The organism is Streptomyces agglomeratus (assembly GCF_001746415.1).
Lineage (GTDB): Bacteria > Actinomycetota > Actinomycetes > Streptomycetales > Streptomycetaceae > Streptomyces > Streptomyces agglomeratus.
Map to the genome: position 1 here is coordinate 2,480,891 of NZ_MEHJ01000001.1, position 14,629 is coordinate 2,495,519.

The 14,629-nt window shown below is 70.9% G+C and carries 16 protein-coding genes; 3 read left to right on the top strand and 13 right to left on the bottom strand.

Annotated features, from left to right (window positions below; translation table 11 throughout):
• Positions 1-37 precede the first annotated feature (37 nt).
• The 8 genes from rnc to AS594_RS10400 form a co-directional block, all read right to left on the bottom strand.
• Positions 38-862 carry a ribonuclease III gene (rnc, locus tag AS594_RS10365; protein WP_069926740.1) on the bottom strand — a complete coding sequence of 275 codons (825 nt, stop codon included), beginning with the start codon at positions 860-862 and terminating at the stop codon, positions 38-40.
• 19 nt (positions 863-881) lie between these two features.
• A complete protein-coding gene (rpmF, locus tag AS594_RS10370) occupies positions 882-1,055 on the bottom strand; it encodes a 50S ribosomal protein L32 (RefSeq protein WP_003965982.1) in 174 nt (57 codons plus the stop codon).
• A gap of 2 nt (positions 1,056-1,057) precedes the next feature.
• On the bottom strand, positions 1,058-1,699 hold the full coding sequence (locus AS594_RS10375; protein WP_069930422.1) for a YceD family protein: 642 nt from the start codon (positions 1,697-1,699) through the stop codon (positions 1,058-1,060).
• Between the two features lie 140 nt (positions 1,700-1,839).
• Positions 1,840-2,907 (bottom strand): ATP synthase F0 subunit B, encoded by a 1,068-nt coding sequence (locus tag AS594_RS10380; RefSeq protein WP_069926741.1) that lies wholly within the window; start codon positions 2,905-2,907, stop codon positions 1,840-1,842.
• A 97-nt stretch (positions 2,908-3,004) separates the two neighbouring features.
• Positions 3,005-3,484: a pantetheine-phosphate adenylyltransferase gene (gene coaD / locus AS594_RS10385; RefSeq protein WP_206281711.1), complete on the bottom strand. Its 480-nt coding sequence runs from the start codon at positions 3,482-3,484 to the stop codon at positions 3,005-3,007.
• Positions 3,485-3,510: 26 nt separating this feature from the next.
• Positions 3,511-4,095 carry a 16S rRNA (guanine(966)-N(2))-methyltransferase RsmD gene (gene rsmD, locus AS594_RS10390; RefSeq protein ID WP_069926743.1) on the bottom strand — a complete coding sequence of 195 codons (585 nt, stop codon included), beginning with the start codon at positions 4,093-4,095 and terminating at the stop codon, positions 3,511-3,513.
• Positions 4,096-4,159: 64 nt separating this feature from the next.
• Positions 4,160-6,385, bottom strand: coding sequence for an ATP-dependent DNA helicase RecG (gene recG / locus AS594_RS10395; RefSeq protein ID WP_069926744.1), 2,226 nt, complete (start codon positions 6,383-6,385; stop codon positions 4,160-4,162).
• Between the two features lie 69 nt (positions 6,386-6,454).
• Entirely contained in the window at positions 6,455-8,146 is a 1,692-nt protein-coding gene (locus AS594_RS10400; RefSeq protein ID WP_420877893.1) for a DAK2 domain-containing protein, read from the bottom strand.
• Between the two features lie 202 nt (positions 8,147-8,348).
• On the opposite strand from AS594_RS10400, the gene rpmB reads away from it, so the two are divergent.
• Positions 8,349-8,534: a 50S ribosomal protein L28 gene (rpmB, locus tag AS594_RS10405; protein ID WP_003957616.1), complete on the top strand. Its 186-nt coding sequence runs from the start codon at positions 8,349-8,351 to the stop codon at positions 8,532-8,534.
• 135 nt (positions 8,535-8,669) lie between these two features.
• Here rpmB and thiD read toward each other — a convergent pair whose 3' ends face one another.
• Positions 8,670-9,473: a bifunctional hydroxymethylpyrimidine kinase/phosphomethylpyrimidine kinase gene (gene thiD / locus AS594_RS10410; protein ID WP_069926745.1), complete on the bottom strand. Its 804-nt coding sequence runs from the start codon at positions 9,471-9,473 to the stop codon at positions 8,670-8,672.
• A 37-nt stretch (positions 9,474-9,510) separates the two neighbouring features.
• The gene (locus tag AS594_RS10415; RefSeq protein ID WP_069926746.1) at positions 9,511-10,497 is read right to left on the bottom strand and encodes a thiamine-phosphate kinase; all 987 of its coding nucleotides are present in this window, start codon (positions 10,495-10,497) and stop codon (positions 9,511-9,513) included.
• 205 nt (positions 10,498-10,702) lie between these two features.
• Here AS594_RS10415 and AS594_RS10420 point away from each other — a divergent pair, with 205 nt between their 5' ends.
• Positions 10,703-10,936 carry an Lrp/AsnC family transcriptional regulator gene (locus AS594_RS10420; RefSeq protein ID WP_069926747.1) on the top strand — a complete coding sequence of 78 codons (234 nt, stop codon included), beginning with the start codon at positions 10,703-10,705 and terminating at the stop codon, positions 10,934-10,936.
• Positions 10,937-10,956: 20 nt separating this feature from the next.
• Positions 10,957-11,457, top strand: coding sequence for a DUF3515 domain-containing protein (locus AS594_RS10425; RefSeq protein ID WP_069926748.1), 501 nt, complete (start codon positions 10,957-10,959; stop codon positions 11,455-11,457).
• Between the two features lie 38 nt (positions 11,458-11,495).
• Here AS594_RS10425 and AS594_RS10430 read toward each other — a convergent pair whose 3' ends face one another.
• From AS594_RS10430 to AS594_RS10440, 3 genes are all read right to left on the bottom strand, one after another.
• Positions 11,496-12,653, bottom strand: coding sequence for a D-alanine--D-alanine ligase family protein (locus AS594_RS10430; RefSeq protein ID WP_069926749.1), 1,158 nt, complete (start codon positions 12,651-12,653; stop codon positions 11,496-11,498).
• Positions 12,654-12,799: 146 nt separating this feature from the next.
• A complete protein-coding gene (locus AS594_RS10435) occupies positions 12,800-13,813 on the bottom strand; it encodes an NAD(P)H-dependent glycerol-3-phosphate dehydrogenase (RefSeq protein ID WP_079144681.1) in 1,014 nt (337 codons plus the stop codon).
• On the bottom strand, positions 13,810-14,562 hold the full coding sequence (locus tag AS594_RS10440; protein ID WP_069933120.1) for a lysophospholipid acyltransferase family protein: 753 nt from the start codon (positions 14,560-14,562) through the stop codon (positions 13,810-13,812). Before AS594_RS10440 ends, AS594_RS10435 begins: the two co-directional genes overlap by 4 nt.
• Positions 14,563-14,629: the final 67 nt, after the last annotated feature.

Sequence of the window (14,629 nt, forward strand, 5' to 3'; positions counted from 1 at the left end):
AGTCCGGCAGGGGGCACAGCGAGCCGTGCCGGCTGGCTCAGGCGGTGGGCTGGGCCGACGACGTCACGTCGTCGGCCGTGGCCTTGACCGGCGTCGCCGCGGCGGTGGCTTCGGCCGCCGCCGCGCGCTCGTCCGCGTCCGCGCGAATCGCGCGCCACGCGGACTCCGCCGCCTGCTGTTCCGCTTCCTTCTTGCTGCGGCCGGTGCCGGTGCCGTACGAGACACCACCGACGCGGGCAGCAGCAGTGAAGGTCTTCTCGTGGTCGGGTCCGGTCTCCGACACGAGGTACTCGGGAACACCGAGGCCCTCGCTCGCGGTGAGCTCCTGGAGACTGGTCTTCCAGTCCAGGCCCGCACCGAGGCTCGAAGACTTCTCGATCAGCGGGTCGAAGAGCCGGTGCACCAGTTCCGATGCGGCTCCGAGACCCTGGTCGAGATAGACCGCGCCGATCACCGCTTCGAGGGTGTCGGCGAGGATGGATGCCTTGTCCCTGCCACCCGTGCCCTCTTCGCCCCGGCCGAGCCGGATGAAGGAGCCGAGTTCGAGGCCGCGGCCCACCTCCGCCAGTGCACGAGAATTGACCACCGCGGCCCGCAGTTTGGCCAGCTGGCCTTCCGGCAGATCGGGGTGGGTCCGGTACAGCGTGTCCGTGACCACCAGCCCGAGCACGGAGTCCCCGAGGAACTCCAGACGCTCGTTGGTGGGCAGGCCGCCGTTCTCGTACGCGTACGAACGGTGGGTCAGCGCGCGCACCAGAAGGGCGGACTCGAGCTGATACCCGAGCCGCCCTTCCAGAAGCGTGTGGGACGAGGCCGTGTTCTCCGCCGGCTTCTTGGCGTTGTCCGCCTTGGCGTCAGACATCGTGCCTCTCACCAGCCGCTCAGACCTCGAGGACCTGGCGCTTGTTGTACGTGCCGCAGCTCGGGCACGCGATGTGCTGGAGCTTCGGCTCCTGGCAACGCTCACACGAAACCAGGGTGGGGACCGCAGCCTTCCACTGCGACCGGCGGTGGCGCGTGTTGCTGCGCGACATCTTCCGCTTCGGAACAGCCACGGCTACTTCTCCTGCTTCTCGTCGACGCCCGACTCGGCGGCGTCGCCAATGTTGTCCTTCTCGCCGTCCTGGTTGGTCCCGGCGAGTCCTTGCAGTGCCGCCCATCGAATGTCGACGGCGTCATGGTTGTGATCGGGGTTCTCGTCCAGCCTGATCCCGCACTGCGGGCACAGGCCGGGGCAGTCCTCCCGGCACACCGGCTGCATCGGCAGTGCGAGCACTACCGCATCACGCAGCACGGACTCGAGGTCGAACAGACCGTCCTCGAGGTAGAGCGTGTCCTCGTCGTCCTCGTCGTCGTCGGCCGGTTCCGCTTTTGAGCGGCCACGGTCATCGGCGGCAGGGTACGAGAACATCTCCTGGAAGTCCGCTGCAACGTCCAGCTCCAGCGGCTCCAGACACCTTACGCACTCCCCCTCGGCCGTCGCACGGGCGGTGCCTGTGACAAGCACCCCTTCCATGACGGATTCGAGGCGGAGCCTGAGATTGACCGGCGCGCCCTCGGGCACTCCGATGACCCCGTCGAGACCGAGGTCCTTGGGGGCGCCCACCGAGCGGGTCAGCCGCTGGAGCGCACCGGGACGCCGACCCAGCTCGTGCGTGTCGAACACGAGGGGGTTGCGGTGGTCGAGGTGGGCGTTCAGGGGTCTTCCTGCTTTCGGTTCGCTGTGGTGGGCCGCCGTGTCGCCGTCGCGGAACGCGAAGCGGGCAGCCGTGATCGCGGGCATACGCGCGACCGAAGAGCCAGGATACTTGACGCTTCGCCCAGCGCCCAATCGGCGGCCTAGCGCCCCTGTTCGTACTCCCGCAGCTGATCGAGGTCGATCATGCTCGTGTCGAACAGGCTCGTCTCGTCGAGCGCGCCCTGCTGCTGGGGGACGTGCCCCTGCTGCTGGTGACCGTAGTCCTGGCCCTGCCCCTGGCCCTGGTCGTAGCCCTGCTGCTGGTACGCGTAGGGGTCCTGCTGGTAGCCGTACGGATCCGGCTGCTGGGCGGCGTACGGGTCCTGGGGCTGCTGGTACGCGTAGGGGTCCTGCTGCTGTGGCTGCTGCTGGTAGGCGTACGGGTCGTACGGCTGCTGCGCGGGGATCTGCGGGGCCTGCTGGTGCCCGCCGGCCGGTACGAGGGACTGCGGCTCGGCCAGGTCGGCGAGGAAGTCGGCGTCGCTGCTGTGCTGCGCTCCGGCCTCGTCCTGGGCCACCATGTGCGCGCCGAGCTCGTCCGAGGCCACCCGCCCGTGCAGCTTCTGCCGGCCCCGGCCGACCGCTTCGAGGGTCTTCGAGAGGACGGCCTCGAAGGCGCCGAGCTTGGTGTCGACGTACTCGTCCGCGCGCTGCCTGAGGGTCTCCGGGTCGTGGCTGCGCTCGGGCGCCTCCTCGTCGGCGTACCCCTGGTCGTCGAGGCCGGGGCCCCGGCCGAGCAGCTTCTCGCGGCCACGGTCGACGGACCCGAGGGTCTTGGTGAGGACGACCTCGAAGTTCGCGAGCTTGGAGTCGACGTACTCGTCGGCCTCGGCGCGGATCTCCTCGGCGTCCCGGCGGGCCTCGCCGAGGATCCGGTCGGCCTCCTCCTGGGAACGGCGGGCGACCTCGGTGTCGGAGATGAGCGAAGCGCGCTCGGCGTGTGCGGACTCGATGATCCGCTCGGCCTCCTGGCGGGCCTGCTCGGTCATCTGCTCGTGGCCGCCGATCAGCTCCTGGGCCTGCGCGAGCGAGCCGGGCAGAGCCTGGCGCACCTCTTCGAGCATCGAGAGCAGATCGGCGCGGTTGACCACGCACGAGGCCGACATGGGCATGGACCGGGCGCTGCCCACCGCTTCGACGATCTCGTCGAGCTTCTTCTGCACGTCCACCGTGTGCTCGCCACCTGTTCTTCCGGCTGGAGACGGACGGGACGACTGTACGGGCAGTCGGCCCCCGTCCGACAGCTGGTGACGCTCTGTCAGATTGTCACTTCTTGGCGAGACGCTCGGTGAGCGCGCCGAGCACCCTCGGGGGGACCAGGTGGGAGACGTCGCCGCCCCAGGCCGCGACCTCCTTGACCAGGCTGGAGGAGAGGAAGCTGTAGGTGGGATTGGTGGGGACGAACAGGGTCTCGACACCCGAGAGGCCGTTGTTCATCTGGGCCATCTGGAGCTCGTAGTCGAAGTCGCTGACCGCGCGCAGGCCCTTCACGATGGCCGGGATGTCGCGCTCCTTGCAGAAGTCGACGAGGAGGCCGTGGAACGACTCGACCTCGACGTTGCCGAACTCCGCGGTGATCTCGCGGATCAGGTCGATCCGCTCCTCGACCGTGAAAAGACCCTGCTTCGACTGGTTGATCATCACCGCGACGTGTACGACGTCGTACAGCTTGGAGGCGCGGGCGATGATGTCGAGATGTCCATTGGTGATCGGGTCGAATGACCCGGGACAGACTGCGCGGCGCATCTGTAGTCCCTCGCTCTCCGGTCCGGTCATCGTGCGTCTTCGCACGTAGAGGCGGCGCGACCGTACCAAAGCGTGCCCTCGCCGTAGCGACGGGCCCGCAGTGGCTCAAATCCCTTGGGCCAGTTGAACTCTCCACCTCTTGTGCTGCGCTCCACGGTGGCGACGGCATCGTCCGTGAGCCAGCCCTGAGTGCGGAGTGTGAGCAGGATCTCCCCAAGATCGTCATCGGTGACGGCGTACGGCGGGTCGAGGAAGACCACGTCGTACGGCTCTTCGGGCGCCGGTCCTGTGATGATCTGCTCCGCTTTGCCCGCCCGGACTTCGGCGCCGGGCAGGCCCAGGGTGCGGACGTTGTCCCGGACCGTGCGGGCGGCCCGGCTGTCGGCCTCGACCAGCAGGGCGTGCACGGCGCCGCGGGACAGCGCCTCCAGGCCGACGGCCCCGGAGCCCGCGTACAGGTCGGCGATCCTGATGCCCTCCAGCGTGCCGAGGAGGGACTCCCAGGTCGAGAACAGGCCCTCACGCGCGCGGTCGGAGGTGGGGCGGGTGCCGTTGCCCGGCGGGACGGCCAGGCGGCGTCCGCCGGCCGTGCCGGCGATCACGCGGGTCATGGGTGTCGGGTCCTAGGGTCGTAGTGGCGAAGCGGCGAGCGGAACGGATTCCGCTCCCCCATTGTCAGCCCTTGTCGAGGTACTGCTCCCTCTCCTTGTCGAGCAGCGCGTCCAGGGCGGTGCGCAGCTCCGGGAGCCCTTCGAGCTCGGGGTCCGCGGTGACGACGGCGACGGCCTCCTCGCGGGCGGCCACGATGACCTCCTCGTCGTCGATGACGGCGAGCATCCGCAGGGACGACCGGACACCCGACTGGGCCTGCCCGAGCACGTCGCCCTCGCGGCGCTGTTCGAGGTCGATGCGGGAGAGCTCGAAGCCGTCGAGGGTGGCGGCAACGGCGGCCAGCCGGGCACGGGCCGGGCTCGCCTCGTGCATCTCGCTGACCAGCAGACACAGTCCGGGCGCCGAGCCACGGCCGACCCGGCCCCGGAGCTGGTGGAGCTGCGACACGCCGAACCGGTCGGCATCCATGATCACCATCGCGGTGGCGTTGGGGACGTTCACGCCGACCTCGATGACGGTGGTGGCGACCAGGACGTCCACGTCGCCCGCGGAGAAGCGGCGCATCACGTCGTCCTTGTCGTCGGGCTGCATCCGCCCGTGCAGGACCTCGACTCGCAGCCCCTTGAGGGGGCCGGCGGCGATCTGCTCGGCGATCTCCAGGACGGCGAGCGGCGGCCGCTTCTCGGGATCGTCCTCGGCCTGCTTCTTCGTCGCCTTCGCGGTCGCCTTCGCGCCCTTCGGGTCGTCCTCGTCGTCGCCGATGCGGGGGCAGACGACGTACGCCTGATGCCCGTTCTCCACTTCCTCGCGCACGCGCTCCCACGCGCGGGCGAGGAAGTGCGGCTTGTCCTTGGCCGGGACGACGTGGGTGGCGATGGGCGAGCGGCCGGCCGGGAGCTGGTCAAGGACCGAGGTCTCCAGGTCGCCGAAGACGGTCATCGCGACCGTGCGCGGGATGGGGGTCGCCGTCATCACCAGCAGGTGCGGGGGCTGCCTGCCCTTCGAGCGCAGGGCGTCGCGCTGCTCGACGCCGAAGCGGTGCTGTTCGTCGACGACGACCAGGCCGAGGTCGTGGAACTGCACCTTGTCCTCGATCAGCGCGTGCGTACCGATGACGACGCCCGCCTCGCCCGTCGCCAGGTCGAGGAGGGCCCGGCGGCGGGCCGGCATGCCCATGGACCCGGTGAGCAGTACGACCTTGGTGCCCTGTTCGGCGCCGCCGAGCATGCCGCCCTCGGCCAGCTCGCCCATCATCTCGGTGATCGACCGGTGGTGCTGCTGGGCGAGCACCTCGGTGGGCGCGAGCATCGCGGCCTGGCCGCCCGCGTCGACGACGGCGAGCATCGCGCGCAGCGCCACCATGGTCTTGCCGCTGCCCACCTCGCCCTGGAGGAGGCGGTGCATGGGGTGCTCGGTGGCCAGGTCGTCGAAGATCTCCTTGGAGACCTTCTGCTGGCCGTCCGTGAGGGTGAAGGGCAGCTTGGCGTCGAAGGTGTCGAGCAGGCCGCCGGGGGCGGGCCTGCGCGCGACGGCGGGAAGCTGGGTGTCGGCGAACCGGCGCCGGGCGAGCGCCACTTGGAGCACGAACGCCTCGTCCCACTTCAGCCGGTCCCGCGCCTCGGCGATGTCCGCCTTCGTACGCGGCCGGTGGACCTTGCGGAACGCGTCGGGCAGGCCGGTGAGCCCGCGGCCCTCGCGCAGGGCGGGCGGCAGCGGGTCGGCGATCTCCTTCCAGCCGGTGGCCTCCATGGACGCCAGGACCACGTCGACCGTCTTGGCGATCTTCCAGCTCTCCATCTGGGCACAGGCCGGGTAGAGCGGGATCAGCTGGTTGGCCCACGCCTCGACGGCGTCCTCGCCGCTGTCCTTGCCGAGCATCTCGTACGCCGGGTGGGAGAGCTGGCGGATGTTGCGGAACATGCCGACCTTGCCGGAGAACATGCCGCGGCGGCCCGGCAGCAGTTCCTTCTGGTGGTGGTAGATCGACTTGCCGAAGAAGACCAGCTGGAGCCGTCCGCTGCCGTCGGTGAGGGTGACCTCCAGGCGCTGGCCCTTGCCGTTGTTGAACCGCAGGACGCGGGCGTCGGCGACCTGCGCCACGACGGTGGCGTGCTCGTCGAGCGGGAGGTCGGCGAGCTGGGTCAGCTCGCCGCGCTCGGCGTACCGCCGGGGGTAGTGGTGCAGCAGGTCTCCGACCGTGTGCAGGTCGAGGTGCTCGGCCATCACCTTCGCGGTGGTGCCGCCGAGCGTCTTCTTGAGTGGTTCGTCGAGCGCGGGCACGGGATCCATTGCACACCACACCACTGACAACGGGCCACGTTCCCCCGCCGCGGGCGCCTCGGCGGGGCGGAAAAGGCGCTACTCGACGCCGATCAGCAGCGGGGAGGACTGGCGGCCGCCGTCGTACGTCACCGTGTCCACCGCCAGGTGGGACTCCCGGACGTGGGCTTCCAGGTACTCCGCGAGGCCCGCCGGGGCCTCTTCGCCCAGGACCAGCGTGACCATCTCGCCGCCCGCGGCCAGCATCCGGTCCAGGACCGTACGGGCCGCCGCCGTGAGGTCGGAGCCGATCACGACCACGTCGCCGTCGATCAGGCCGAGCACGTCGCCGGCCTGGCAGATGCCGGCCATCGTCCAGGACTGCCGTTCCGCGACGGTCAGTTCGCCGTAGCGGGTGGCGCCGGCCGCCGATGTCATCGCGACGACGTCCTCGTCGAAGCGCCGCTCCGGTTCGTGGACGGCGAGGGCCGCGATGCCCTGGACCGCCGCGCGGGTGGGGATGAGGGCGACCCGTACCCCTTCGGCGCGGACCTGCTCCGCCGCCGCGGCCGCGGTGTGCCGCAGATCGGCGTCGTTCGGTAGCAGCACGACCTCACGCGCGTGGGCGCGCCTGATCGCCTCCGCCAGCTCCCCGCTGGCGGGCGGCTCCCCGGGGCGCGCCAGCACGGTGGTGGCGCCGGCCTCGGCGCAGAGCCCCGCGAGCCCCTCGCCGGGTACGACGGCGACGACGGCCCGCTGGGCCCGTTCCCGGGGCGGTGCGAGGCGGTCGGCGGCGAAGTGCGTGATGCGGATCCGGTACGGCCGGCCGGCCTCGACGCCCGCCTCGACGGCGGCTCCCGGGTCGTCCACGTGCACATGGACGTTCCACAGACCGTCGCCGCCGACGACGACGAGCGAGTCCCCGAGGCCGTCCAGCCGTCTGCGCAGCCGGGCCACCGCCGCGTCGTCCGCCTCCAGCAGGTAGATCACCTCGAAGGCGGGGCCGCCCTCCTGCACCGCGTCCGCCCACTCGTCCGCCGGACAGTCGTCGCCGGCCGGCAGGGGCGCCGGCGGCCGGCGCCGGTGTACGGCGACGGCCTCGCCCGAGACGGCTTCCACCAGCGCGCCGAGCACGGCCACCAGGCCCCGTCCGCCGGCGTCGACGACGCCCGCGCGGCCGAGCACCGCAAGCTGGCCGGGGGTCAGGTCGAGTGCGGTACGCGCCCCCTCGTACGCCGCGCGCACCACCGCGGCGGCGTCCCCACGGGTCTGCTCGGCGGCCTCGGCCGCCGCCGTGGCGACCGTGAGGACGGTTCCCTCGACCGGGTGCGCGACCGCCTGGTACGCCGATTCGGCGGCCCTGCGCAGCGCCCGGCGCAGGGCCTCGGCGTCGGCGGCCGGGCCGGAGAGCACCTGCGCCATGCCGCGCAGGAGCTGCGCCAGGATCGTTCCCGAGTTGCCCCGGGCGCCGATGAGGGCGCCGTGCGCCATCGCGCGCACCGTGTCGGCGAGCGCCGGCACCGAGGGCTCGGCGCCCGTGACGGTCCCGTGGGCGGTGAACACCGCCTCGACGGCCTGAACGGCGGATTCCACGGTCAGGTAGAGGTTCGTACCGGTGTCCCCGTCCGCGACCGGATAGACGTTGATCGCGTCGATCTCCTCGCGGGCCTTCCCCAGGGCCTCCAGGGCCAGCGAGCACCAGGTGCGTACCGCGACGGCGTCGAGGGTCTGCGGCACCTGGCGTCCTCCTTGAGAGCGGTTGAACGGCAGGGTAGTCCCGCGGTGTGCCACCACGGCGGCGGGGGCGGCCCAGGGGGACGGGGGGCGGGGTGCCTCGGGAGCCGTGGTAGTTTCGTTCTACGGGAGCAGCCGATGTATGCTGCTCCGGTTGCCCGATGAAAATCGGGACATTCCCCCGGCTACGCCACTCGATTCTTCGATCCCGGCATGCCGGGATCCACTGTAAGTGCATCTGAAGTCTTTGGAGTGACCCGTGGCTGCCAACTGCGACGTCTGCGGCAAGGGGCCGGGCTTCGGCAACAACATTTCGCACTCGCACCGCCGTACGTCCCGTCGCTGGAATCCCAACATCCAGCGCGTGCGTGCAGTGGTCGGTCGGACGCCGAAGCGGCTCAACGTCTGCACCTCGTGCATCAAGGCCGGCAAGGTCTCGCGCTGACGTATGCCAAGCGCGGCCACCTAGCTGGTTGCTTAAGAACCGGTCCACCCTTGTGGTGGGCCGGTTCTTTTTTGTCCCGGTGCCGTACGCCGCCTTGTTCGGAACAGGGCGGCGGCTTGTCGGAACTGGCCGGCGTCAGGACGAGGGACTGTTCCTGAGCCGCCAGCCGTGGTCCACCGGTCCGATCCCGGCGCCGAGCGCGAACCCGGCGGCGATCGCCTCGGTCACGTACTCCTTGGCGGCCGACACGGCCTGCGGTACGTCGAGGCCCTTCGCCAGGCCCGACGCGATCGCGGACGCCAGCGTGCAGCCCGTCCCGTGCGTGTGCCGGTTGTCGTGGCGGGGGGCGCGGAGCCAGTGCTCCTCGGTGCCGTCCGTGAGGAGGTCGACCGCGTCGCCCGGCAGGTGCCCGCCCTTGACGAGGACCCAGCGCGGCCCGAATTCGAGCAGCGCGCCGGCCGCCCGCCGCAGTCCGGCCTCGGACTCCACGCGTACGCCGGTGAGCTGGGCCACCTCGTCCAGGTTGGGGGTGGCGACGGTCGCCGTGGGGAGCAGCTTCGTCCGTACGGATTCCAGGGCGGACGTGGCGAGCAGCGGGTCCCCGTGCTTCGAGACGCCCACCGGGTCGACGACCACCGGGGCGTCGGTGCCTGCGAGCAGCTCCGCGACCGCCTCGACGAGTTCGGCCGAGGACAGCATGCCGGTCTTCACGGCCTGTACGCCGATGTCGTCGACGACGCTGCGGTACTGGGCCCGTACGGCCTCCACCGGCAGGTCCCAGGCGCCTTGCACGCCCACGGAGTTCTGCGCCGTCACGGCGGTGAGCACGCTCATGCCGTGCACGCCGAGGGCCAGCATGGTCTTGAGGTCGGCCTGGATACCCGCACCGCCGCCGGAGTCGGAGCCGGCGACGGTGAGGACGCAGGGAAGTATTCGCATACGGCGAATCTAGTACGCGCCGGGTCGGCGGCGGGTCCTACGGTCCCGTCTCGATGTCCCCGAAGTGGTCGTTCCCGAAGTGGTCCCAGCCGCCCTTGCTCGTCCAGGGCGCCCCGTCGACCGTCACCTGCGGCAGCGCCGACGGGTTGAGGACCTCACCGATGATCTTCCAGCGGGCCGGAAGTTTCGTGTCCGGCGGGAACGTCGCGACGATCGCGTGGTCCTCTCCCCCGGTCAGTACCCACTGGAGCGGGTCCACGCCGACGGCCTGCCCGATGTCGGACATCTGCGTCGGGATGTCGATGAGACCGGACCGCAGGTCGATACGGACCTTGCTGGCCTCCGCGATGTGCCCCAGGTCGGCGACGAGTCCGTCACTGACGTCCGTCATGGCGGTGGCGCCGAGCCCGGCGGCGGCGGGGCCCGCGTGGTACGGCGGTTCGGGGCGCCGGTGCGCCTCGACGAAGGCACGCGGCGAGCGGAAGCCGCGCGAGAGCACCGCGAGACCCGCCGCCGACCAGCCCAGCCAGCCGGTGACCGCGACGACGTCGCCGGGCCGGGCGCCGCCCCGGGTCACCGGTTCGTGGTTGCGCAGGTCGCCGAGCGCGGTGATCGCCACCGTGATCGTCTCGCCGCGCACGACGTCACCGCCGACGACGGCGGCGCCCGCCACCTGGCACTCGTCCCTGATGCCGTCCATCAGCTCGGTCGGCCAGCTCACGGGGAGTTCGGCGGGGACGACGAGGCCGAGGAGCAGCGCGGTCGGCACGGCCCCCATGGCGGCGATGTCGGCCAGGTTCTGCGCGGCGGCCTTGCGGCCCACGTCGTACGCCGTCGACCAGTCGCGCCGGAAGTGACGCCCCTCGAGCAGGATGTCCGTACTCGCCACGACCCGCCGGTCGGGTGCGGCCACGACGGCGGCGTCGTCGCCGGGCCCCAGCCGAACCGCCGGGGTGGAGGTGAGCCGGGAGGTGAGCTCTCGGATGAGGCCGAACTCCCCCAGTTCGCCCACAGTGCCCTTCATGGATGTGCCCCTTCTGCCCCAGTGCGCTTGCGGTCGCGAGCCATCACTGCTGTAGGTACCGTCAACACATAAGTCAACTTCTGGTCTCCGTACGCCGTGCTCCGTGCGCCGACGGCCGCGCAGGTCTCCCCGCTGCCCGCGACGACGCGATACGGTGGCGTCTCTTTATCTCCCACATGATCCTCGTGGCCGCCCTGGAGGTTCCGTGGTACAGGCGTACATCCTCATTCAGACCGAGGTGGGCAAGGCGTCGTCCGTCGCCGAGACCATCGGCAAGATTCCGGGAGTGATCCAGGCCGAGGACGTGACCGGACCCTATGACGTGATCGTGCGGGCGCAGGCCGACACGGTCGACGACCTCGGCCGGCTGGTGGTCGCCAAGGTCCAGCAAGTGGACGGGATCACCCGTACTCTGACCTGCCCGGTCGTGCACATCTAGCCCCCGTCTACTCTTGGCCGGTGACTTCCACTTCCCGCCGGCTCCTGTCGCGTTCGTCGGTGCCGGGACTGTCGGCGCTGTCGTGTGCCGCCCTGCTCCTCGCTGCCGCCGGATGCTCCTTCACGGACGGTGCCGTGGCGATCCCGGTTCCCACCCCGGCCCCGGAAGGGGCCGAGCTGTGCCGGGCGCTGCACCGTGAGCTGCCGGAGTCCGTCGAAGGGCAGAAGCGGCGCACCGCGGACCCGGAGTCGGATCTCACCGCCGTATGGGGAGATCCGGCGATCGTACTGCGCTGCGGCGTCCCGCGGCCGGAGAAGATGAACGATCCGGCGGCGCAGGCGGTGGAAGCGGACGGCGTCAACTGGATGCTGGAGCGGCAGAAGGACGGCAGCCCGCGGTTCACCACCACGTACCGCGAGGTGTACGTCGAAGTCACGCTCCCCGCGAAGTACGCCCACGACGTCACGACGTTGGCGGCCTTCGCGGAGCCGGTGAGGAAGACGGTGCCGGACAGCGTGTAGTGCTGGCCGCCCGGCCCCGTGTCACGTCGCGCCGTTCGCTAGCGCAGGCCCGTCGGGCGGCGCAGCGCGGCCTGGATCAGCCGGTCGACGAGTTCCGGGTACGACACCCCGGTCTCCTGCCACATCCGCGGGTACATGGAGATCGGCGTGAAGCCCGGCATCGTGTTGATCTCGTTGATGACGAACTCGCCGCTGTCGAGCAGGAAGAAGTCGGCCCGTACGAGACCCTCGCAGGACGCGGCGTCGAACGCGTCGACCGCGAGCTTCCGCACCTCGGCGGTCTGCTCCTCGGTCATCGGCGCGGGCACCAGGCCGGCCGCCGAGTCGATGTACTTCGCCTCGAAGTCGTAGAAGTCGTGGGACGTGACCGGCGGGATCTCGGCGGGCACGCTCGCGCGCGGTCCGTCCTCGAACTCCAGCACTCCGCACTCGATCTCACGGCCGCGCAGCAGCGACTCGACGAGGATCTTGGGGTCGTGGCGCCGGGCCTCCTCGATGGCCTCGTCGAGGCCGGAGAGGTCGTCGACCTTGGTGATGCCCATGGAGGAGCCGCCGCGGGCCGGCTTCACGAAGAGCGGCCAGCCGTGCTCGCCGGCGAAGTCGACGATCTTCTTCCGGGCGGCGGAAGGATCGTTTTCCCAGTCCCGGGGGCGGATGACCTCGTACGGGCCGACCGGCAGCCCGAAGGAGATGAACACCCGCTTCATGTACTCCTTGTCCTGGCCGACGGCCGAGGCGAGCACGCCGGAGCCGACGTACGGGACACCGGAGAGCTCCAGGAGGCCCTGGAGGGTGCCGTCCTCGCCGTACGGGCCGTGCAGCATGGGGAAGACGACGTCGACCTCGCCCAGCGCCTTGGGCACCGAGCCCGGCTCGCTGAGGACGACTTCACGGTTGCCCGGATCGACCGAGAGGACGACGCCGCCCTCGGTCGACTCCGCGAGGCTCTCGACGCTCGGCAGGGCCCGGTCGGCGATCGCCATCCGGTCGGGCTCGTCGGCGGTCAGCACCCAGCGGCCGTCCGTCGTGATCCCGATGGGCAGTACGTCGTACTTCTCGCGGTCGATGGCCCGCAGTACGGCGCCGGCCGTGACGACCGAGATGGAGTGCTCGGAGCTGCGGCCGCCGAAAACGACGGCCACGCGCGGCTTGCGGGGCTCCTGCGCGGGGCTCTGGGGGAGGTTCTCGCTGCTCATATCGCGTTGAGACTACCGTGCACATCCGGCGCCGGGGAGTGCGGGCGCGGGCGCGGCGTGCTGCCCGGCTCCCCGGGGCCGGTGGCGGAGGCCGCCGCGGCGCCTCGAGGCCCGCGAAGCGGCGCGGGAGGTGCCCGGGGAAGGGATCAGCGGCGCTCGGGCTTGGCGCTGCGAGACATCAGTTCCTTCAGCGCGACGATCGGCGGCTTCCCGTTGTGGACGATGTCGACGACCGTGTCCGTGATCGGCATGTCGACGCCGTGGCGGCGGGCCAGATCGGCCACCGACTCGCAGGATTTGACCCCCTCGGCGGTCTGCCGGGTGACGGCGATGGTCTCTTCCAGCGTCATCCCGCGGCCCAGGTTGGTGCCGAAGGTGTGGTTGCGCGAGAGCGGCGACGAGCAGGTGGCGACCAGGTCGCCGAGGCCCGCGAGACCGGAGAAGGTGAGCGGGTCGGCGCCCATCGCCAGGCCCAGGCGGGTCGTTTCGGCGAGGCCGCGGGTGATGAGGGAGCCCTTGGCGTTGTCGCCGAGGCCCATGCCGTCCGCGATGCCGACGGCGAGGCCGATGACGTTCTTGACGGCGCCGCCGAGTTCGCAGCCGACGACGTCGGTGTTGGTGTACGGGCGGAAGTACGGGGTGTGGCAGACGGACTGGAGCCGGGTGGCCACCGACTCGTCGCTGCACGCGACGACCGCGGCGGCGGGCATGCGGGCCGCGATCTCCTTGGCGAGGTTGGGGCCCGTCACCACGGCGACCCGTTCGGCGGGCGCCTTGGCGACCTCCTCGATGACCTCGCTCATCCGCTTGGCGGTGCCGAGTTCGACGCCCTTCATCAGGGAGACGAGGACGGTGTCGGAGGGCAGCACCGGCGCCCAGGCGGCGAGGTTGACGCGCAGGGTCTGCGAGGGGACGGCGAGCACCGTGAAGTCGGCGCCCTCGGCGGCCTCGGCCGGGTCGGTGGTGGCGCGCAGCGAGGGGGGCAGCTCGACACCCGGGAAATAGTCCGGGTTCGTACGGCCGTTGTTGATGGCGTCGGCGACTTCCGCGCGGCGGCCCCACAGGGTCACCTCGCAGCCCGCGTCGGCCAGCACCATGCCGAAGGCCGTGCCCCAGGAGCCTGTTCCGAATACGGCCGCCTTGACCGGCTGGCGTGTCACTTTGCGTTCTCTCCCTCGGCTTTGCGCCGCTGCTGCGCGCGCGCCCTGCGGTGGTCGTACAGCGTGGCGGGCGCGGGCTCGCCGCGCAGCTCGGCCAGCTGCCGCGTGATGGCGGACATGATGGCCTCGGTCGCCTCGCGCAGCACTTCGGGCGTCGGTTCCTTGTCGTAGAACCGGTCGAGGTCGACCGGCGGACCCGCCTGCACCTGAAGCGTCTTGCGCGGGAAGAGCCGAAGCTTGTTCTCCTTGGCGTACGGCGGCATGGCCAAGTTGGCGCCCCACTGGGCGACCGGAATGACGGGGGCCTTCGTCATGAGGGCCACGCGTGCCGCACCGGTCTTTCCCGCCATCGGCCACATGTCGGGGTCGCGGGTGAGCGTGCCTTCGGGGTAGAAGGCGACGCATTCGCCGCGCCGGATGGCGTCGACCGCCGCGCGGAAGGCGTCGAGCGCGTCGGTGGTCTCGCGGTAGACGGGGATCTGGCCCGTACCGCGCAGCATCATCCCGACGAAGGGCGTCTTGAAGAGGCCCGCCTTGGCCAGCAGCCGGGGAACGCGTCCGGTGTTGAACTGGAAGTGCCCGTAGGAGAGCGGGTCCAGGTACGAGTTGTGATTGACCGCGGTGATGAATCCGCCCTCGGCCGGAATGTTCTCCATTCCTCGCCAGTCCCGCTTGAACAGAACCACCAGCGGCGGTTTTGCGATGACCGCCGCCAGGCGGTACCAGAAGCCGATTCTGCGGCGGGACACTCGGACACCTTCCTCTAGGACCGGGCTGCTTGTACGTATGTGCCTGGTCAGCCGCACAAGTGTCGCG

Bases quoted from the DNA above. Each gene is read 5' to 3' on its own strand.
- recG (WP_069926744.1), bottom strand. From the start codon at position 6,385: ATGGATCCCGTGCCCGCGCTCGACGAACCACTCAAGAAGACGCTCGGC.
- rsmD (WP_069926743.1), bottom strand. From the start codon at position 4,095: ATGACCCGCGTGATCGCCGGCACGGCCGGCGGACGCCGCCTGGCCGTC.
- rnc (WP_069926740.1), bottom strand. From the start codon at position 862: ATGTCTGACGCCAAGGCGGACAACGCCAAGAAGCCGGCGGAGAACACG.
- AS594_RS10415 (WP_069926746.1), bottom strand. From the start codon at position 10,497: ATGAAGGGCACTGTGGGCGAACTGGGGGAGTTCGGCCTCATCCGAGAG.
- AS594_RS10430 (WP_069926749.1), bottom strand. From the start codon at position 12,653: ATGAGCAGCGAGAACCTCCCCCAGAGCCCCGCGCAGGAGCCCCGCAAG.
- coaD (WP_206281711.1), bottom strand. From the start codon at position 3,484: ATGCGCCGCGCAGTCTGTCCCGGGTCATTCGACCCGATCACCAATGGA.
- thiD (WP_069926745.1), bottom strand. From the start codon at position 9,473: ATGCGAATACTTCCCTGCGTCCTCACCGTCGCCGGCTCCGACTCCGGC.